Genomic DNA, 20691 nt, shown 5'->3' on the forward strand with positions numbered 1-20691 from the left:
CTTTCTCCTTTCGGTAGGTCACCACCGTTGGTGGTGACGCTTCAAGGCGTACCGACCAACGGTCGGTACCCACCACCAACGGGTCGAGATTCCCCATGTCCCTGTTCGAGCGCCTGTTCCAGCTGCAGCAGCACGGCACCACCGTGCGCACCGAGCTGCTGGCCGGTGTCACCACCTTCCTGACGATGTCCTACATCGTCTTCGTGAACCCCGAGATCCTCGGCACCACCGGCATGGACGCCGGCGCGGTGTTCGTGGCCACCTGCCTGGCTGCTGCACTGGGTTCGGCGGTGATGGCGCTGGCCGCCAACTTCCCGGTCGGCATGGCACCGGGCATGGGCCTGAACGCGTTCTTCGCCTTCACCGTGGTTGGTGCTGCCGGCCTGCCGTGGCAGCAGGCGCTGGCGGCGGTGTTCATCTCCGGCCTGGTGTTCCTGGTGCTGTCACTGACCGGCGTTCGGGCATGGCTGGTATCGGGCATTCCTTCGTCGCTGCGCTCGGCCATCGTGGCCGGCATCGGCCTGTTCCTGGCGATCATCGCGCTGCAGAAATCCGGCGTGATTGTCGGCAATGAAGATACGCTGGTGGCACTGGGACCGTTGAACACGGCGCCGCCGCTGCTGGCACTGGCCGGCTTCCTGCTGATCGCGGTGCTGGAAGCGCGCCGCGTGCGTGGTGCGATCCTGATCGGCATCCTGGCGGTGACCGGCGCCGGCTGGGCATTGGGCGATGTGCAGTACCAGGGCCTGGTTTCGCTGCCGCCGAGCCTGGCGCCGACCTTCCTGCAGCTGGACCTGCCGGGCCTGCTGCACCATGACGGTGGTGCGCCGATCGCCGTATTGCTGCAGGTGGTGCTGGTGTTCGTGCTGGTGGAAGTGTTCGATGCCACCGGCACGTTGTACGGCGTGGTCGGTCGCGCCGGCCTGCTGAAGCTGCCCGGCGCGCAGAAGCGTTTCGGCCGCGCGCTGCTGGCCGACAGCACCGCCATCGTGGCCGGTTCGGTGCTCGGCACCAGCAGCACCACGGCCTTTGCCGAAAGCGCCTCGGGCGTGCAGGTGGGCGGCCGCACCGGCCTGACCGCATTGGTGGTGTCGGCACTGTTCCTGGCCGCGCTGCTGTTCTCGCCGCTGGCGTCGATGGTGCCCAGCTATGCCACCGCACCGGCGCTGCTGTTCGTGGCCGGCCTGATGCTGCGCGAACTGGTGGAGGTGGACTGGAGCGACCTGACCGAATCGGTGCCGGCCGCGCTGTGTGCGCTGGCAATGCCGTTCACCTACTCCATTGCCAACGGCCTGGCCTTCGGCTTCATCGCCTATGCCGCGCTGAAGGCGGGCACCGGCCGCTGGCGCGAAGTGCATCCGGCGGTGTGGCTGGTGGCGGTGCTGTTCACCCTGCGCTACGCGCTGGAATGATGCCTGGCTGAGGGTCGGTCGGAGCCCACTGCGCTGCGTAGGTACCTGACCCCGCAGCGCTGCAGCTACCAGCGCGGCTGCAGGCGGCCGTCGGTGGCGAAGCGCCAGCGTCCTTCGGCCCAACCCACGCCGAACAGGGCCAGCATCTGTGAGTAATAGGCCGGTGCATCGGCGCGCTGCTGCTCGGCGCTGGGCAGGCTGGCCCGCAGCGACTGCGCGCGCTCCGCTTCGCCCTGCGCGATCAGATAGGGCAGCAGGGCCGCGCGGAATCCGTAGTTGCCTTCGCCCTGCCCCTGGCCACTGCGGGTGTCGATCTTTTCCCACATCGGTGCACCACTGCGCAGGCGCTGCAGCGGTCCGGACAGCGCCGCCAGCTGCGCGCGGAACAACGGATCGCGCGATGCGGTCATGCCTGCCCAGGTGTAGCAGCGGATGGCGTCGTAGCCGCCGACCGCACCGCGCACCGGATCGACGACGAAGCGATCGCCTTTCCACGCCGCCCAGTCCGGTGCGAACCCGTGCGGGCTGCTCTGCTGCAGCAACTGCACGCTGTTGCGCGCCAGCGCCTGCCACGGCCCGCTGCGATCCTCCGCCGCAAAGCGGCGCAGCAGCGGCAGTGGCAGATAGCTGGGGTTGACCCGCGTGGCGTCCCCTTCAATGAACCCCTGTGGGCCTGGCAACAGCATTGGGCCGAGCCCGGGCAGATCCACGATCTCGCGCGCCCGCACCTGCACCAGCATGCCCTCCGCGATGGCCTTCAGCGCCGGACGGCGCCACAGCCGCGCGCCTTCCAGCAGCGCGTAGGCCAGCCAGAGATCGGAGTCCGAGGCCGGGTTGTCGTCCAGCACCCGCCAGGCGCCGGCGTCATCGCGTCCCCACAGCCAGGCCGGCAGGCGCTTGCCCATGTCGCCACCGGCAAGGTTGTCCTGGGTCCAGCCCAGGATGCGGTCGAACAGCGCCTGGTCGTTGTCGACCAGGGCGAAGAACAAGGCATAGGACTGGCCTTCGGAGGTGCTGCGCTGATCGTCCTGGCTGCGATCGATCATGCGCCCGTCGCGGCTCAGGCTGCTGTCGAGCAGTACCTGCCACGCCGGCCAGCGCGGGGCGGGCGCGGCCTGCACACGGCACACGCCGAGCAGCGGCAGCGTGGCGACCGCCTGCAGCAGGCGCCGTCGCCGCAGGTCAGCGGAATTCGCCATACGGCACCAGTGGTGATACGGGCAGCGGCAGGTTTCCCTGCCAGGGCTTGAAGGTGTAGCGCAGGTAGAGCTGGAACGAATTCGGCGAGAAATCGCGGCTGCGCTGGAGGGTGCCGGCAGCGCCCAGCACGAAGTGGTCGCCGAGGCGGCGCTCCACCGCGCCGTACAGGCGGTACCCGGTGCCCGTGCTGCTGCTGTCACCGGTGTACAGGCCGGCCTCGTCCAGCCGCAGCGGGCCGTACTGCGGCTCAAGCTGTGCAATCACGCGCTCGATCAAGGCCTGGTCGGGGAAACGGCTGATCGACGAGGTACGCGCACTGGACACACTGACCGAGCCATCCAGGCGCACCGACCACACGTCGTTGCGCCATGCAAAGCTGACCGGCAGGCTCAGCGATGCATAGCGCTGCGGGCTGTAGTAGCCGCCCTGGCCCAGCGAGTAGCCGCCCAGGTCCTTCTGGTAGCGCCAGTACATCGCGGTGGTACCCACATCCAGCCGCATGTCGGGGCGCTGGATCAGCTTGTGGTACCAGCCCACCATCGCGCGTGCGCGGGTGTTGTCGACCACGTTGTGCCCGGTCAGCCGATGCCAGCTCCAGTTCGACCACACGCCATCGCGGCCGCCCTGGTCGTAGCCGAGGCTGAAGGTCACGCCGTTGGCGGTGACGCCGCCCCAGCTGATGCCGCTGCGCGGATCAACCGCACCGGCCTGCGACAGCAGCGAATTGGTCATCGGCCGCCGCGACAGCGTGGCGCCCCAGCCGAAGCGCCCGAGGTCGCCATTGAGGGTGACACCGCCAAGCCAGTTGCCGACCACGTAGTTGGACGGGGTGTGGCCGATATCGACGTTCCAGCGGTCATCCAGGGTGCGCCAGCCGACGGCGAAGCCGGCACCGGAGGTGCGCCGCTGGTGCACGAAGCGGGTGCAGCCCGGTGCGCGCAGGCGGCTGTCGTCGGCCTGCAGCAGATCCAGGTCACAGCTGCCGAAATCCTCGTCGTAGGCGCCGCTCTCATCGGTCTGGAAGCGGCCCGCATCGAAGCTGACCTGCTCGATGCGCGCCCAGCCCAGGCCACCGGCGAATGGCGCGTCCAGATGCGCGATGCGGGTATCGCGCGACAGCCGCGAAATGCCCGGCGTGCCATCGCTGCGGCGACCGGTGTCCTGCATCACCGTCAGGGTGGGATTCTCCTGCTGGTACAGGGTTTCCACATCGCTGCGCAAGCTGCGCCGCAACCAGTCATCGCCGGCTGTCTCGCGGCTGGCCAGGGTCAACGCGCGGTTGTCGCGCGGCGTGACCTGGCCGGGAGCCAACACGCCGTTGTCGGCCATCGCCTGCGCGTACATGTCCAGCGCCTGCTGCGGATCATCGCGGCGCACCAGCCGTGCCGCATCACGCCAGGACTGTGCGTCGGGCCCGGTCTTGCGCGCAAGCAACGCGCGCAGGATCGCCAGGGCCTTCGTATCCTCGCGCAGGTCGGTCCAGATGGTGGCGAGCTGACGCTGCTGGCCGATCTCGTCATCGTCCACTGCCGGCGGTGCGTCGTGCATCTGGCGGCGTGCGCTGGCCAGATCGCCGGTGCCAATCCAGGCCTGGACCTGGCCCAGCTGCGCATCCACATTGTCCGGCTGTGCGGCAAGCACGCGCTGGTAGTAGTGCAGCGCCTGCGCGTGATCGCCGCGCAGGCGCGCCCACTCGGCCATCATCAGATCATTGTCGGTGCTGGGCGGTTGCTGCTGCAGCAGCGCGATGGCTTCGGCCTCCCTGCCCTGCGCACGCAGATCCCACAGATGATCGACCAGCTGCTGCCGCTGCAGGCGCGCCGACAGCGCGCGGATGTCGTCGTTCCACTTCGCCTGCGGCAGCGCGTCGAGTACCGCCAGCGCCTGCGGCAGCCGATCGGATCCCGACAGGTAGAGCGCCTGCGCGTAGCGCGCTTCGGCGCTGTCGTTATGCGTGGCCATGTCGGCCACCGCCGCGTCGGCCTCGTCCTGCCGGCCAGCGGCGCGCAGCTCGTTGGCCAGCGCATAGGCCAGCCATGCATCGCCCGGCAGTTCGCCGCGCAGCTTCTGTCCCAGCGTGATCGCGGTGGTCGCATCACCGGCAGCCAGCGCCTGCTCGCGACGCTCACGCAGGCGGCTGATCTGGAGCTGGCGCAGGTCTTCGGCATACAACCTGCGTTGCGCAGCGGGCAATGCGTTGATGAAGGCTTCCAGCCGCTGCGGGTCGGTGCGGCCGTACAGCTGCACCAGCTTGCGGATCACGTTGGCATCGTTGGGCGCCATCCGCCGCGCAACCTGCAGCTGGCGTTCGGCTGCGGCGTCGTCACCGCGGGCCACGGCCACGTCGACCAGGCCCAGTGCAGCATTGACGTCGCGGGGCTGCTGGCGATGCGCCTGCGCATAGAGGCGCTCGGCCTCGTCCAGCCGGCCGGCCGCCAGCGCCGCATCGGCCTGGTCCAGCTGCAGCCAGTAGCGGGTGCTGGCGATCAGGTCGCGCCACTTGTCGTTGCTGTCGCCGGCCGGGGTGGCCTGCACCGCACGCTGGAAATAGCTGATGGCCTGCTCGCGGCGGCCCTGGCGCATCAGCGCCATGCCCAGCCCCCCCAACAGGTCGGGCTCGCGCGGATAGCCGCGCAACGCCTGCAGGAAAGCGCGCTCGGCCTCTGCATTGCGGCCTGCGTCGAGCAGCTGCTGGCCGCGCAGGCCGGCGCGCCACGCCGGGTCGCTGACCCGCTTGTGCTGGTCGGTGTAGCGCTCGCGCACCAACGCGATGTCGGCAAACGCTGGGTTGCGGGTGATGAAGTCCTGCAGCCGGCGCACGCTGCGGTCGTCGGCCGGCTGATCCTTCAGGTAGGCCCATTCGGCGTCCGCCGCCATGCCGCGGGCCTCCGGATTACGCCCCATGCGCTGCAGCGCGGCGAGCGCCTCTGCATCGCGGCCGGCAGCGAACAGCATCTGCGACAGCGCCTGCAGCAATGGCACATTGCCCGGATAACTGCGGTCCAGTTCGCCCAGCGCACGGATCGCCTGTGCACGCCCATCCGCCTGGCCGCCGCGCAGGCGCCAGTACTCCAGGCCCAGCTGCAGGCCGGGTGGATCATCGTTGAACAGGCGGCGGTAGATCGCCAGCGCTTCGGCGCTGCGACCACCGGCAGCGAACAGGCGCGCCTGCTGCAGATCCTGCTGCAGATCACCGCGGTAGGCCCTCCAGAGGCGTTCGCCGGCGGCCAGTTCACGGGTACCTGTACCGATCTCGCGCAGGCGCTTCAGGGTCGCCTCGGCATCCTGCAGCTTCTGTTGCGAGAGCTGCACTTCCAGGATCGCCACCAAGGTGCCGCGATCATCCGGTGCCAGCATGCGCAGCCGCGCCAGGGCGTCTTCGATCAGGCTCTGGCGACCGGTGGCCTCACCGATGCGCACCTGCTGCAACAGCCACTGGCGCTGCTCGGCGACGGTTCCGCCCGGCGTATCGGGCAAGGCCTGCGCCGCGCAGGGCCCGGCACCGGCCAGTCCCAACAGGACGAGGCCGGACGCGGTGACCAGCGGATGCCGCGTACGTGCCATCAGTGCCCCGGGTCCAGGCGCTTGGCCGCGACCCAGCGCAGCGCGCGCCACAGCAGGAAGGCGACCATCAGCACCACCAGCGTGGCCAGCACCGCCAGCAGCGCCGGGTGGTCGGCCAGGTGGTACCACAGCAGCAGCCACCACGGCAGCGCGCCAACGTAGTAGTGATCACCGACGAACTGGCTGTGAATGCCCGAGGTACGCAGGATCGCCACCGAGCCGGCGATGGCTTCGCGCTTGCCGGTATCGCTGAGTGCATCGTGAAGCAGGCCGTAGTCGGCGGCATTGCTGGCGGCCAGCGAAACGATGCTGCGCTGCGCATGCGTCGGTGACTGCATGCCGATGATCGCGGCAAACGGTGCCTGCGCGCTCACTGCCACTTCGGTCACCGCTGGATCGCCATCGCGGCTGCCACGGCGGGCCTGTTCCATCGCCTGCTGCGGCGACGGAGACTGGCCATTGAGCAGGCGCGTGCGCTGGTCGTCGATCAGCAGCGACAGCTGCTGGCTACCGCGCAGTTCGGCCGGCAGGGCGCCCAGCATCAGCAGGTCCGCATCCAGCGCGCTGGCCTGCTTCCAGTCATCGGACAGGCGCAGCCCATAGGCCGGATAGCCGCTCTGCACGCCCAGCCCACCGATCAGGTTCAGCAGCAGGCTGACCTGTGCCTCGTTGGCTTGGGGCGGCACCAGCACGACAGTCTCCGACAGATCGGCCATGCGGGTGAAGGGGAATCCACTGAGCGCGAACGCGGACAGGTCCGGCAGGCCCATGTAGTGATGGAATCCGGAGAAGTCGATGGTCGAGTCGTCTTCGATCGCTGCCTGCAGGTTGGGCGGCAGCACGGTCTGGCAATGATCGCGCTGCGCACTGCCCATCACGCTGGCAAAGTTGAAATCGAAACGCAGCTGGTTGCGGTCGCCCAGTTTGAGCGCCGGAATCAGCAGGCGACCGTCATCGGCACCGGCATCGCCGGCCAGCACCGGCAAGCGGATTTCCTCCAGGCCCTGCTTGCCGTTGCGGCGCACCAGCGGGAAGCTGGAGATGAACTGGTCGTTGATCGCCACGCCCAGCCGCGACTCATCGCTGCCAAACGGCGGCGTGTAGCGGTAGCGCAGGTTCAGCGGAATACCCTGGTTGCGCCAGATGAACAGATCCGGCGGCAGGTTGAGGTTGACCGTGATCGGCTGCGGCGACACGCCGTTGGCATGCAGTTGTTGCGGATAGTCGAGCAGTTCAGCCAAGCGGACGGCGCGGTCGGTGCGCACCCAGTTCGGTGCGTCGTACGGCTTGCGCGGGGCCAGTGGCTTGACCTCATCGACACTGACCTGGCGGCCGCGGAACAGCACGTTGCCGGCCGCCATCGCAGCCACGGCCTTCTGCAGGTCGTCATCGTTGCGGCCCAGCACCAGCAGCAGCTTTCGCTGCGGATCCTCCGGCAGCGACATCAGTTCGATCATCGGGCCCTTCACCGGAGCATGGTTGGCGATCACCGGCGGGAACCTGCCGTTGACCGCCAGCACCACCGCGTGGCCCTTGTCCGGCAACGTGCCGAAGCTGACCGGGAAACGTGCCTGGCGCCACCAGCCGGACAGGCTGCCGAAGTACGAGGACATCACCGCCGCCGCCCGCTGCTGTGCCAGGCTCGGCGCAGCGGCGAACACCACTGGCAGTTCCAGCCGTGCTGTATCACGCGGATCGAAGAACGGCAGCGGGAAGTTGGCCAGGTCGTCCTGCATCGCCAGCGGCTGGCCGCCCAGGCGCAGCGTGCTGTTGCTGGAGAGATTGACCCACAGCGAGCTGTGCGTCGGCTCTTCGCAGATGTCGGTGTAGTGGCCGACGAACTCCAGGCGGACCTGGTTGAAATCAGCAATCAGGCGCGCGTCCAGCGGTAGCTTGGCCTGCACCGGGCGGCCCAGCTGCTCGTTGCTGATCGGCACCACACCCATCATCGCGTCGTTGAGATAGACCCGCAGGTGCGACAGGGTCGGCAGCAGCGACGGTGAAGGCGTGAAGCTCAGATCCAGCTCGGCATCGCGGACCAGGCGGTCACGGCGGACCTGGAACTCGAAGGTGGTGGCATTGCGCACGCCCGACAGCAGCGTGTCCTGGCGGCGCCCCAGCTGCGCGAAGGTGTTCTGCCGCTGCCAGGGCCAGGCGCTGCCCGCCCAGGTCTGCGCCAGCGCGGGCTCGGTACCGGTGGCAGGCGTGGTGGCTGGCGCGGCCGGCACCCCCGGCGCCGGCGGAGCGGCAGGCGCGGTAGTGGGAGGGACAACCGGCGCCGGGGCAGGCGCGCTGTTGCCTGACGCCACGGGCAGGGCCAGCAGGGGCAGCAGCAGCCAACGCAGAGAGGACGGACGGGTCATGGACGAAGCCCTGGATCAGCGGCTGGGTCAGCCGGGTGGGAAGGAAGCGGACGTTGCGGAGCAAAACTGGCCAGCCATCGCAGCAGGCGACGGTTCCAATGTGCGGGGCGGTCGAGGTCGAACGGTGCGAAATCACCCATCCGCCGGTAGCCGCGCCAGCCCAGGACCAGCACGCTCCACAGGCTGCGCGGCAGGCTCTTGGGCTGGTAGCCGGCGTGCCAGTCAAGCCAAGCATCGGCGCGGGCGAAGGTGCATTGGGCGAACTCGACGCGCTGGCGCTCGTCCTCGAACAGCAGCAGCAGGCCCAGTCGCTGGCCGACCGTGCGTTGCACGCGCGCCGGGAATGCGAACTCGCGGCGACCCCGCCCCAGCAGCACCTGCACGCGCTGGCCTTCGGCCAGCTGTGCGTCTTCGCCGAGTTCGACGCCCACGCCATCGTTGGAGTAATCCTGCAGCACGCCGCGCAGGCGGCGGCCATCGGGCACCTGCAGCGCCATCGGCAGACGGGTGGTGACGCGATGCGTGCGTCGCACCTGCTGCACTTCGGCCGCCACCGCCAGCGCACCGCCGATGATCAGCAGGTTGTACAGCACCCACAGCGAACTCACGATCACCGTGCCACGTTCGTCAAGTGGGCCGTGCACGAAGCGCCACACGGCAAAGCACAGGCCCAGCACGTTCAGCAGCGCCAGCACCAGGTAGGGCTGCGCCACGCGCCAGTCGAAACGATCGCCGGCCTGGGTACCGCCCTTGTCGGTGACGTTGAACTTGCCGCGGCCCGGACTGAACAGCGCCACGGTGGTGGGCCGTGCGATGTACCAGGCCAGCACCGTCTCGTACACCTCACCCCAGAACGGACGCCGGTACTTGCCCTGGATGCGTGCGTTGGTCAGGCTGGCGTGGGCCATGTGCGGTACCACGAACAACAGGATGGCCAGCGCTGGTGCGTAGATGATGTACACATGCAGCAGCAGGAACGCCAGCGGCGCAGTGAGGAACACCAGGCGCGGAATGCCAGCCAGGAAATGCAGCATCGCGTTGGCATAGCAGAAGCGCTGGAACAGGCTCAGGCCCTTGCCCAGCAACGGGTTGTCGATGCGGAAGATCTGCACCATGCCACGCGCCCAGCGGATGCGCTGGTTGACGTGCGCGCCGAGGCTGTCGGTGGCCAGGCCGGCCGCCTGCGGAATGCGCAGGTAGGCCGAGTTCCAGCCCTTGCGGTGCAGCCGCAGCGCGGTGTGCGCATCCTCGGTGACGGTCTCGGTGGCAAACCCGCCGATGGCATCGATGGCTTCGCGCCGCAGCACTGCGCAGGAGCCGCAGAAGAACGCCGCGTTCCACAGGTCGTTGCCGTCCTGCACCAGGCCGTAGAACAGCTCGCCTTCGTTGGGATCGCTGCGGAACACCTGCAGGTTGCGTTCGAATGGATCGGCCGAGAAGAAGTGGTGCGGGGTCTGCACCAGCGCCAGTTTGGGATCACGCAGGAACCAGCCGCAGGTGATCTGCAGGAACGACCGCACCGGCAGGTGGTCGCTGTCGAAGATGGCCACCAGCTCGCCATCGATCAGGGTCAACGCATGGTTGAGGTTGCCGGCCTTTGCATGGCGGTTGTCGGCACGGGTGATGTAGTTGACCCCGGTGCGCTCGGCGAATGCGCGGAATTCTTCGCGCTTGCCATCATCAAGGATGTGGATGCGCAGCTTGTCGGCCGGCCAGTCCAGGCCCATCGCCGCGTACACGGTGTGCCGCACCAGCGCCAGGTCTTCGTTGTAGGTGGGGATCAGCACATCCACCGTCGGCCACTGGCGGATATCGGCCGGCAACGGCGCCGGGCGGCGCCGCAGCGGCCAGGCCACCTGCACGTAACCGAGCATCAGCACGAGCCACGAGTAGGTTTCCGCCGCCAGCAGCACCACGCCACAGACCAGGTCGAAGGTGCTGTTCCAGTTCAACGTGGCCGTATAGCGCCACCACAGGTACCGGCAGGACACGGTGATCGACAGCACGACCAGCACCAGCGTCGCATAGCGCCCCTGCATGCGCCGCACCAGCAGCGCGATGGCCCACAGCAGCACCACGAACACGAACTGCGCCAGATAGGTGAACGGCTGGGTGATGCACAGCGCCGCCAGCCCCAGCGTGGCCAACCCGACCAGCAGCGTCAGCAGGTGCCGCGAACGCGGCGACAGGCTGCCCATCTTCCGGCCGAACCATGCCGCCACGCGGCTGTTCCAGAATTCACTGGGTGCATCGCGCATGGCGCGCAGGTAGCGCAGGCGGCCGCGACCGGCTGCACCGCGCAGTTCGGCAATGCGTTCGCGACGGGCCCGGGCCAACCGTTGCCGCCTCAGCGAGGGCTGCGGTACCAACCGCACCACCGACAGCCACATGGCCTGGATCAACAACCGCAGTGGATCGCCCGGGCGCCAGCGGCGGTCACCCTGGATCTGCGGGAAGGCGTTGCGCAGGCGCGGGGCCTGTGCCTGCCATGCCGGCCCTTCCAGGCGCAGGAACGCCCAGCCCACGCACTGCAGCAGCCACAGCAGCGAGCGGGTTGGCCAAGGCGCATGCACGCGTTCGCGCAGGCGCCCCCAGTCCAGGTAGTAGACGCGGGCGCCCATCAGCGTGTCCCCGCAACGGGCTGGCGCCGTGCGGCCTCGGCCAGGCACCACAGCACCAGGCCATCGACATCGGCAGCGGCCAGCGAATCGGTCGCATAGCGCCCCAGTGGCTGCTTGCTGGCCAGCGCGGAGGGCACCCGCGCATCCTCGTGCAGCGGCTGCGGCACCAGCCGCGGGCCGTGCGCGTGAAGCCACAGCTGCATCAGATCACGCTGCACCGGGATGACCGGGTCATAGCGGTTGGCCAGCAAGAGGCGTGTGTCCTCCGGCTGCCGCTGCAGGAACACGTGGCTGACCGGATCGACACAGGCCAGGCGCAGCGGCAGCGTGCAGCGCACGTGCTGGTTGATGGCCGCTGCATGCGCCGGCAGGCGCTGCGGCAGGTCGAACAGGATCCAGTCGAACTGGGTCTCCAGCAGCGGAATGCGTTCGGCCCAGGTGCCCGGTGCCTGTTGCAGCTGCTGTTCGATGCGCATTGCGGCCTCGCTATCGACGCGACCATAGGGCAGCACCGCAAGTCCTGCTGCAACGGCGTAGGCGGCATCACGCCAGTCCGTGCCGTCCAGCTGCGCGCGCCCCCAACCGTTGTCCACGTCGGCAGGCAGCCCCAGGTGCAGGCCGAGCATCTGGTCCGGACTGCATTCGACCAGCAGGACGCGCTGGCCCTGCGCGTGCAAGCCCTGGCCGAGTGCGGCCAGCACCGTGGTGACACCGGTTCCGCCATGGATGCCCTGCAGCGACAGCACGGTGCTCATCGGCGCGGCTCCAGTTCGGCCAGCAACGGCCAGCGCGCCAGCGCCTGGGCACGCTCATGCTGGGCAGAGAAGTCCACGTAGGGCAGCCCCGGCATGCCCAGGCTGCGCCGCAGCAGGTCGATATCGTCCTCTTCCACGGACAGCGTGACCGGTACGGCAAGGATGTCGGCAGGCATCAGCGTGCCTCCTCGGGGTAGGGGCTCCAGGCCTGGCTGCCCTGCAGCTGCAGCCAGGGCTTGCCGGCGTACTCGATGACCTTGGCGCCTTCGTTTTCCGACACCGACGGTGTCTGCGGCAGCCCCTTCAGCAGGCTGTCCCAGTTGCGCTCGCTCGGCGGCGACTGGGCGTTGAGCGCGTACACGCGCGAAACCAGCTCGGACACGGCCAGGTAGCTGCTCGGTTCGGGGACATGACGCGGGCCGCCGGCCGCCGGCGCGCCCATGCCGATCAGCTTCACGCCCACCGGCACGTGGGTGATCGACGGGCTGGGAATCTCGCGCATGCCCGGAATCTGCATGCGGTCGCCATGCAGGGCCGCGCCATGCTCGGGTACCACCACGATCATCGCGCGGCGGCCACTCTTCTCCACCGCATCGACGAAACCGGCCATGTCGCCCAACACCATTTCCGCACGTGCCTTGTAGTCGGCGGCATTCGAACGGCCATCGGCGCCGACGATGCGGTTGCCATCGTGCAGCGAAATCGTGTTGTAGAACAGCGCCACCTGCTGGCTGGACCCGGCCAGCCGCTGTTTCCACCACGCCATCAGCACATCGCCATCGCGGCGCAGCGGCGACTTGTCGAACGCCACCAGCGCTTTAGGAAACGCGCTGATATCCATCGGCTGTGCCTGCAGCCCGCCGTACTGGTGCAGTTCACCGATGAAGTCGTCGAAGTGACCGTCGTGGTTCATCGCCAGCTCGCTCTGGAAGCCCAGACGCTGCAGGTTCGAGAACAGCTGGCACTCGGCCGGCACCGGATCGAACAGCCCGGTATGCGAGGTCTGGCCACAGCTGGCGCGCAGCAGGCGGATCGCCGCCGGGCCGCTGTAGGCGGTTGCCGAGTTGAAGTCGTCGAACACCACGTCCATGTGGTCGAGCAGATTGTTCTGGCGCAGCCCCACTTCATCCAGATCGCTCCATGCCAGCGAGCAGATGTTGAGGATGATGACGTCGAACGGCGCGCCGCTGCCCGGTGCGGGGAAGCTGGTCTTGAGGCTGGCCTGCTGCTGGTAGAAGCTGGCCAGCCATGCATTGAGCGTCTCGTTGTTGGCCGGCGGCAGGCCGGCACCTGAGGTGCCTCCGGCGCTGGCGGTGGCCGCGGTGGCGGTACCCTGCCCCCAGTTCCAGCCCGCCGGCATCGGTATCGCCATCACAGCCAGGCCAAGCATGCCCAGCACGCTCAGAGTGGTGATGCGCAGCCACGGCTTGAGCAGTACGTAGGCCAGCACCAGCATCGCCAGTACCGCCACCATCTGCCAGTTGATGAAGCGCTGGGCCAGCTCGAGCCAGTAATCCGCCGAGAAGTCCAGCACGCCAGGTTGCACCAACAGGCGCCGGAACGGCGGCCACCAGGTGTCCTGGTAGTACAGCGCCACGCCCACCGGTACCGCAGCGACAGTACGCGCGATGCGTGCCCAGCGCCAGCGCAGTGGAACCAGCAGCGCGCCCAGGAACAGCAGGTTGGGCAGGATCTTCAGATCCAGCGCGCCCATCCAGGCCAGTACCACCTTGGACAGGAAATACAGGTTCCACCCGCGCAGGTCGGCCCAGGCGAAGGGCGATGCGGGAGCCACCTGCGGACTCATGCAGCCCCCCGCGGCGCACGCAGGCGTACACCGGCGCGGCGCAGGTGGCGAGGGGGCAGCCAGCGCGCGGCACGGCGGCGCAGCGCACGCCACAGCGTACCGAGCATGGCACCGAAGGGAATCATCACGAGCGCACAGGCGACGATCAGGGTCCAGAGTTGCTGGTCGGTGGTCATGCGCGATCTCCCAGTCGCAGCGGCTTCGGGACAGTGAAAACAGGCGCCTCCAGCGCCGGGGCCACCGGCGGCAGGACGGCGGGGGCTTCGGGCAGGACCTCGGCCTCCGGATCGCTGCTGCCGGCGTTCATCGCTGCAATGTCGTATTCGGCCAGACGCTGGTAGCCATCGAACAGCTCCCGCCAGGGCAGGCGGAACAGATTGCCCAGGGCCTGTTCGACCGCATCACGCCGGCACCCGAACAGGAACAGGCGCACCTGCCCGCGGTAGACACAGGCCAGATCGCCCTGGCGGCGGATGCGCAGCTGCTGCAACGTCTGCTCGGCGCGCAGGCCGGCCACCGGCTGCAACGCCAGCACGGCGCTTTCCACCGCGCTGCCGTCCTGGTCGATGCGTTCGCCGGCGATCTGGCGGAAGCGTGCGGCGTTGACCAGGCCGCTTACCGGTGGCGGCCGATGCGCACGGATCAGCGGCTCCGGATCGTCAGCCAGCTGGCCCTGCCAACGCTGACGCTGCACGGTTTCCAGCAGGGTCAGCAGGCGCGGCAACGGCGTGGCTGACGGCACTACCAGGCTGCAGCCGCACTGCATCAGCAGCCGCTCATCAGCGTAGCGCAGGCAGGGCTGCAGCTCGCGCACCACCAGTTTCAGTGCATTGCCACGTTCCCGGCGCAAGCGGTGCAGCAGTCTGGCCAGTGCATCCACCTTGGCGTTCTCGTCGATGGCCAGCACTACGGTGGCCTCGCGCGCCTGCAGCGCGGCCGGCAACAATCCAGCCCAGCCGTCATACAGGTGCCAGGCTGCCGACAGTGGCGGCGCACCGTCCAGTACTTCGGTCTGGGCCAGGAAGACATCGCGATCACTGCCACTGATGGCATCGACCCCAGTCCCAGCGGCATCGGCCTCGGCCAGATGGCGCAGCCCGCGGCTTTCCTGCTCGACGCCGAACGATCGCTGGGCCACCACGCCATGGCTGTTGGACCAGTAGTGCAGCAGCAGCTGCAGGGCACCACGATGCGGATGCAACTGGGCCACACCGGCGCAGCTCCGGTTCAATGACAACAGGCGCGGTGCCAGGGTCGCCACTTCGCCATGGCACAGCAACAGCAGCACCTGCTGCGCCTGCCCGGCCCAGTCCTGCAGCTGCTGGCACCAGCGCGCCAGCCGGGCATCATCCCAGCCGTCCAGCGCCGCCACCGGGAACTGCACCACGCTGAGCCGGGTGCGCACCGAGGCGGTGCGCGGCAGATCGCCGGTCAGCCCGCGCAGCGCCTGCTGCATGCCGTGATGCGACCGCTGGAACAGCCGCAGGCGGGCCGGCCCCTGATCGGCCGGCAGCAGCGTCAGCATCGATTCGGCCCCCCGCCCCAGCGTGACCAGCACGGCCTCATCCAGTGCGTCGGCCGTGGCCAGCACACCGGCACCGAGCAGATCCGTCGGCGCGCTGCCCGCGGCAACGACCCAATACAGGCCCCCGCTGCGCATCTCCACCAGTTCGGTGGGCAGTCCGGCAATGGCAAGGTGTGTTGCTGGCACGCCGGATCCTTTCATTGCCCCTCACCCAGGCCGACGGCCCGGCAGCGGGGGCGCTGCAGTGGAGAGGGGATCATTTCCATGACGCACATCACATTCATGTGTCTGTACGGCAATGATAGCCCTGATCTTCACGTCTGCGGGATCAAGACGCAGTCAACGCCCCCCGCGGAGCGGGGGGTGAGGCTCCAAACTCAGCAATGGGAGACCTGCGCTACTCGTACTGGATGGTGAACGTCGCCTGCCCGTTGGCGGTGCCGGCACCGACGGTACCTGCCTGGGTCTGCACATAGCGCGCGCGCAACGGCAGCGCCATGACGCTGGTACCCGGCGCCGTAGTGCCGACGTTGATGGTCTGGCCGAAGCGCACTTCTCGCTCGGTGCTGCCGTCGCGCTGGACCATCTGGATGCCGATGCGCGTGGCGCTGTTGCTGGCCGCGCTGAGCTTGAGCACGCCCGGCATGTTCGAGCTGTCCTGGTCGGCGTCGAGGCGGATGCCGATCTTGCTCTGGTAGGCGGCCACGTTGCTGCCCTGGCAGTTCAGGCGGATCTCGAAATCGCGATCAGCGGCCTTGGAGCCGACACCGGTGAAGGTGGTGTTGGGCACGCTGCCGAAATCGACGGCGATGTTGCGGCTGCCGGCCTGCACTTCGCAGGTGGGGCTGACCACGGTGGTACCCGAGCCCTTGAACGTCGAGGTCAGCTCCGGACGGCCAGGACCGTCGCCGTCGAGATAGTAGGTGGTGAAGCGGCCGTTGGGCGCGATGATGCCCGAGCCCGTCTGCGCGGCGGTCTTGATCAGCTCCACGCGGAAGCGGCCACCATTGAGGGTCAACGTCCGGTTGCCCCCCAATTGCAGCGTGTGCGGGTAGTAGGTCTGGATGGTGCCCGAATCACGATAGACACGGATACCCACTCCCGCTACATCGGTCGCATAGACGTTGCTGAAACCCGGGACTGCGTTTTGCTGTGCGGCGTTGACGAAACGCCCGTTGGCACTACCGCCCCAGCGATCGCAGTAACCGATGCTGTCGCGCTGGTTGATCGGCACGATCAACTCCTTGATCACACCACCGACGGGCAGGCTGGGCAGGATCACGATCTGCCCCATGTCCATCTGCACGTCCTGCGCGACAAAGCCCTGCTGGGTGATATAGCAGGTCGCCAACGCCGGGCTGGCCACGGCGATACCCCCCATCACGGCCATGGCGGCAAGCAGCGTGCGGCTGCGGGAAGAAATCATCGGCATGCTGCCTCCAGCGGGATGAAGCCGGTCTTGGACGCATCGGCGCCCGACGGAACCTGGTAATCGATGGTGCAGCGCTGGTCTGCACCGGCGCCCCACTCCACCAGCAGGCGGCCCTGGCTCTTTTCACTGCGCACGTACAGGCGGCCGCCCTGGCTGACCATGCCCACCGGCTGGCCCTGCTCATCCTTGACCTGCGCACCGAACGGCATGCTGCGGCCATCCGGGTTGCGTACCTGGATCAGCAGCGCGTTGCCCTTGCGGGTATCGAAGCGCAGGTAGCTGATGGCACCGGCGAACGGCGCGATCGACTGGCTGGTGCTTTCCAGCTCGACGTCGTGGGCCATGCCCTGCGGGTCGAGGGTGACGGTGTTGAGGCGGTACGGCGACACGTACGGGACCACCGCGTAGCCGCGGCCATCGACGCGCAGGCCCGGGGCGTTGCTGACGATCGCATCGCGCGCACCCGGCGCTTCCACCAGCACCATGGTGTCGCCCCGCTGCGGAGTGAAGGTGAAGCCGCCCGGATGCACGACCACGCTGCCGTTGGCACCGACCGAAGCCTGGCGGAAATCGCGCGAGTGGCTGTAGGTCGCGTTCAACGCGGAGTAGCGGCTGCGGTACTCGGCGTTGCCGACCGCCGTGGTGCCCCCCTCGCGGGAATCGGACAGGGCCACGCCGTAGCTGAAGTTGTTGTCGACGCCGGCCGACCCGGTGATGCCGACGCGGCTGTTGTCGTAGCCACCGCGATCGCGCATGCCCAGGTCGGCGCTGAACGATACCGGGTGAGTGCCACGGCCCAGCGGCACGCTCATCGACAGCAGGTACTGGGTGTCGGAACGGCCGAGCACGCCCTCTTCGGTGCGCAGCGCCGAGAAGCCGTAGTTCACCGAGCGCCAGGCGTTGTTGTAGCCCACCTGGTACTGCTTGGAGGTGCCCGAACGATCATAGAAGTCGCGCACCGAGCCGGTCACGTACAGCGCGCCGCCGCGACGTCCCAGCGGCTGGTTCAGCGTTATCTGGAACTGGCTGCGCTGACGGCCACGGGTGGTCGGATCGATGCCGCGCGTGTCCGAATCACGGCCATACAGCGCATCCTGCAGGCTGTAGAAGCCTTCGGTCGAATAGCGGTAGGCGGCCAAGGTCAGATTGGTGCCGGTCTCGCCGATCATGTTGCTGTAGCTCAGCCGCACGCTGGCGCCGGTGTGGCTGCCGTAGTGGTCGAACGAGGTACGCGCATGGGTGACGTCGGCAGCGAACGCACCGACCGGCGTGGACAGGCCGACGCCATACAGCAGCGACAGGTAGCCGTCGCTCAGCGCAGTGGCCCCGTACAGGGTCAGCTGGTTGCCGATGCCACGCTGGTAGGTCCCCTGCACCAGCCAGGGTTCGTCGGCCAGCAGCTTGTTGCGCACCTGGCCGGCGGTCAGCGAGTAGCGCGACACGCCTTCGCGCAGCATCTGCGGCACCGAGCCGAACGGCACCTTGAATTCGCGGCGGCGGCCATCGGCCTCGATCACGCTCACTTCCAGGTCACCGCCGTAGCCGGTCGGGTACAGGTCGTCGATGACGAAGCTGCCCGGCGGGACGGTGGAGGAGTAGATCAGCTGCTGGTTCTGGCGCACTTCGATGCGCGCATTGGTCTCGGCGATGCCGCGCACCACCGGCGCGTAACCGCGCAGCGAGTCCGGCAGCATGCGGTCGTCGCTGGCCAGGCTGGCACCACGGTAGCCGATCGAATCGAACAGTTCGCCGGTGGTGTAGGCCTCACCGATGGTGAGCATGCCGCGCACCTGCGGGATGCCGCGTTGTGCGTAGGTGGCGATGCTCTGCCAATGGCGGCCGTCACCCTCGGACCAGGTCAGGTTGGAATCATGGCGGAACTGCCAGCCGCCCAGGTTCAGGCCGGCGTTGAGGCCGAGGTAGGCGCTGCGGTTGCGCTGGCCACCTTCCACACGGCTGTTGCTGTCGATGGCGTTGAAGCTGTAGCCGACGAAGCCGGCATTGATGCCACGGTCCCATAGCGCCGGGTTGACGTAGCCGCGCGCCTCACGGCGCAGGAACACCTGCGGGATGCTGAGGTCGTAGCGCAGGTTGCCGCTGTCATAGACACCATAGGCATTGGCCATGCGCTGCTGGACCGGCACGCAGCTGGTCTTGTCGGTGGGCACGGACGGATCCTGCTGCAGCAGCACGGCCTCGCTGTCCACGCCCATTTCTTCCAGCATCGGCAGCGGCAGGCAGGCGTCGACACGGCCCTGCGCATCGGCCTTGAACTGCAGATCGCGACGGCCCTGCCAGGCACCGTTGACGTAGACGTCGACACGATAGTTGCCGGCCACCATCGGATTGCCGTTGCTGAAGGCCGCCAGGTCCACCTGCTTGGCCTGGCCAGACAGGAAGCTGGAGTTGAACTGGGCCGATTCCGGTGCACGCGCATTGGCCGCACCACTCTGCGCCATCAGCGCCTGTTCGCCGAGATTGGCCGGTGCCGCCAGCGCCCATCCTGGGCAGGCCACACCAGCAACCAACAGGCAAAGCGCCTGATGGATCGACAATGTCAATCTGTTTCCGATCACACTGACATTCCTTCAATTCGCCGCACAGCGGCGGTGGCGGGATGCGCAGGCCAGGGGCCGGCGCGGCGCGTTCAGCCCCCGGTGCTGCCGAGGCGGATGGTGTGTTCCACCCGGCCGCCGTAGTCGTTGATGGTGATGAAGCGGACCTGGCCGGTGCCCGCCGGTGCGGCGAACTCCAGGCTCTGCTTCGGCGCGACCATCGCGCCCTTGTCCTCGACGGCCTTTTCACTGCTGCCGGTTACGGCATGTACTTCGGCCAGAGTGACGTGGAAGGGGCTCGGGTTTTCCACCCGCAGGCGGTCGCCATTGCGGGTCCAGCGCAGCGCTGCCGGCGCGTCGTTGGCGACGCCCTTCAGGCCCTGCGGCCGGTAGAAAAGCTTCAGGCGCGAACGGAACGCGACCTGCAGGTAATTCTGTTCGCCGCTTTCGGCGTTGTCCGGGGACGGCGGCACATCCAGCACGTTGAGCCAGAACACCGACTCACGGTCGGTCGGCAGCTGCGCGCCGGAGAAGATCAGTCGCAGCGCCTGGCTGCGGCCCGGTTCGACGCGCGCGATCGGCGGCGTCAGCACGAACGGAGCGTCGCTGGTATCGGCAGTCTGGTTGGCATCGCCGCTGTCGATCCAGGCCTGCACCAGCGCCGGCGAATCGCCCACATTGTCGACCTGCACGGTGACTTCGCGCGCCTGCGCCGGATAGATCACTCGCGTGCCATTGACCACCACGCCGGCCAGTGCGTTCTGGCAGAAGGGCAGCGTGAACGCTGCCAGCAGCAGCGCCCGGGGAAAGAGTGCTTTCATCGGAAGTACTACGCTCGAGGGGTGTGGCCAGCGGCCGCGGAACACCGGCCGGCGCGAACGCCGGCCAGTGGGGGCATGACTGCGATCAGTTGTAGATGATCGTGTACTTGACGCTGCTGGTGACGTCGCCCGGGGTGGCGGCGGCAGTGGCGTAGTACTCAGCGTAGTAGTTCAGGTCGGCCGAGCCGTCGGTGCCGACGGTGACCCACTGCGAGTTGGTCTGGGCCAGGCCAGCACCAGCCGCCTTGATCGGCAGGAACTGGTTGTTCGAGCCCAGCAGCTGCAGCTGCACGTTGGTGGCAGCGTTGGCCGAGGCCTGGTTGACCAGGCGGCCACTGTTGAAGTCGACGGTCGAACCCGGCTCGAAGTAGGTGGCGACGTTGCCGGCGCTGCACTTGGTCAGGTTGATGGCGAACGGGGTGCGGCCCGCAACGGCGCCGGCGGTGGCCAGGGTGTTCTTGGACACGGTCGGCAGCGTCACGGCGAAGTCCTTGCCGCCCGGGGTCGAGATGGTGCAGGTCTTGTCGGTCACCTTGCCATTGAAGGTGATGGTGCCGTCGGCGGCGTTGGCGGCCAGCGGAGCGGCGGCCAGCATCAGAGCGGCGATGATATTGATCTTGTGCATTCGCTTTTACC

Annotated in this window: 14 protein-coding genes; 1 reads left to right on the forward strand and 13 read right to left on the reverse strand. The window is 68.2% G+C overall.

What is annotated here, in order from left to right:
• Positions 1 to 95: 95 nt before the first annotated feature.
• Positions 96 to 1412, forward strand: a complete 1317-nt coding sequence (locus tag O0J15_RS00425; RefSeq protein ID WP_019661030.1) for an NCS2 family permease — start codon at positions 96 to 98, stop codon at positions 1410 to 1412.
• A 65-nt stretch (positions 1413 to 1477) separates the two neighbouring features.
• On the opposite strand, the gene bcsZ is transcribed toward O0J15_RS00425, so the two are convergent.
• From bcsZ to O0J15_RS00490, 13 genes are all read right to left on the reverse strand, one after another.
• Positions 1478 to 2611, reverse strand: coding sequence for a cellulose synthase complex periplasmic endoglucanase BcsZ (gene bcsZ / locus O0J15_RS00430; RefSeq protein WP_134731600.1), 1134 nt, complete (start codon positions 2609 to 2611; stop codon positions 1478 to 1480).
• Positions 2595 to 6176 carry a cellulose synthase complex outer membrane protein BcsC gene (gene bcsC / locus O0J15_RS00435; protein ID WP_308304896.1) on the reverse strand — a complete coding sequence of 1194 codons (3582 nt, stop codon included), beginning with the start codon at positions 6174 to 6176 and terminating at the stop codon, positions 2595 to 2597. Before bcsC ends, bcsZ begins: the two co-directional genes overlap by 17 nt.
• Entirely contained in the window at positions 6176 to 8539 is a 2364-nt protein-coding gene (gene bcsB / locus O0J15_RS00440) for a cellulose biosynthesis cyclic di-GMP-binding regulatory protein BcsB (protein WP_026347130.1), read from the reverse strand. Before bcsB ends, bcsC begins: the two co-directional genes overlap by 1 nt.
• Entirely contained in the window at positions 8536 to 11160 is a 2625-nt protein-coding gene (gene bcsA / locus O0J15_RS00445) for a UDP-forming cellulose synthase catalytic subunit (RefSeq protein ID WP_019661026.1), read from the reverse strand. The genes bcsB and bcsA overlap by 4 nt, the downstream gene beginning before the upstream one ends.
• Positions 11160 to 11915 carry a cellulose biosynthesis protein BcsQ gene (bcsQ, locus tag O0J15_RS00450; protein WP_021204329.1) on the reverse strand — a complete coding sequence of 252 codons (756 nt, stop codon included), beginning with the start codon at positions 11913 to 11915 and terminating at the stop codon, positions 11160 to 11162. The genes bcsA and bcsQ overlap by 1 nt, the downstream gene beginning before the upstream one ends.
• Positions 11912 to 12091: a cellulose biosynthesis protein BcsR gene (bcsR, locus tag O0J15_RS00455; RefSeq protein WP_021204328.1), complete on the reverse strand. Its 180-nt coding sequence runs from the start codon at positions 12089 to 12091 to the stop codon at positions 11912 to 11914. Before bcsR ends, bcsQ begins: the two co-directional genes overlap by 4 nt.
• Positions 12091 to 13722, reverse strand: a complete 1632-nt coding sequence (bcsG, locus tag O0J15_RS00460; protein WP_167692778.1) for a cellulose biosynthesis protein BcsG — start codon at positions 13720 to 13722, stop codon at positions 12091 to 12093. Before bcsG ends, bcsR begins: the two co-directional genes overlap by 1 nt.
• Positions 13719 to 13898, reverse strand: a complete 180-nt coding sequence (gene bcsF / locus O0J15_RS00465) for a cellulose biosynthesis protein BcsF (protein ID WP_019661022.1) — start codon at positions 13896 to 13898, stop codon at positions 13719 to 13721. Before bcsF ends, bcsG begins: the two co-directional genes overlap by 4 nt.
• Positions 13895 to 15433: a BcsE family c-di-GMP-binding protein gene (locus O0J15_RS00470; RefSeq protein ID WP_308304897.1), complete on the reverse strand. Its 1539-nt coding sequence runs from the start codon at positions 15431 to 15433 to the stop codon at positions 13895 to 13897. Before O0J15_RS00470 ends, bcsF begins: the two co-directional genes overlap by 4 nt.
• A 211-nt stretch (positions 15434 to 15644) precedes the next feature.
• The gene (locus O0J15_RS00475) at positions 15645 to 16679 is read right to left on the reverse strand and encodes a fimbrial protein (RefSeq protein WP_021203174.1); all 1035 of its coding nucleotides are present in this window, start codon (positions 16677 to 16679) and stop codon (positions 15645 to 15647) included.
• Positions 16670 to 19234 (reverse strand): fimbria/pilus outer membrane usher protein, encoded by a 2565-nt coding sequence (locus O0J15_RS00480; RefSeq protein WP_308304904.1) that lies wholly within the window; start codon positions 19232 to 19234, stop codon positions 16670 to 16672. Before O0J15_RS00480 ends, O0J15_RS00475 begins: the two co-directional genes overlap by 10 nt.
• Positions 19235 to 19326: 92 nt before the next feature.
• Complete coding sequence (locus tag O0J15_RS00485) at positions 19327 to 20055, reverse strand: molecular chaperone (protein WP_134735103.1); 729 nt, start codon at positions 20053 to 20055, stop codon at positions 19327 to 19329.
• 85 nt (positions 20056 to 20140) lie between these two features.
• The gene (locus O0J15_RS00490; protein ID WP_019661017.1) at positions 20141 to 20680 is read right to left on the reverse strand and encodes a fimbrial protein; all 540 of its coding nucleotides are present in this window, start codon (positions 20678 to 20680) and stop codon (positions 20141 to 20143) included.
• Positions 20681 to 20691 lie beyond the last annotated feature (11 nt).

The sequence above is a fragment of the Stenotrophomonas sp. Sm10 genome (assembly GCF_030985515.1).
GTDB lineage: Bacteria > Pseudomonadota > Gammaproteobacteria > Xanthomonadales > Xanthomonadaceae > Stenotrophomonas > Stenotrophomonas hibiscicola.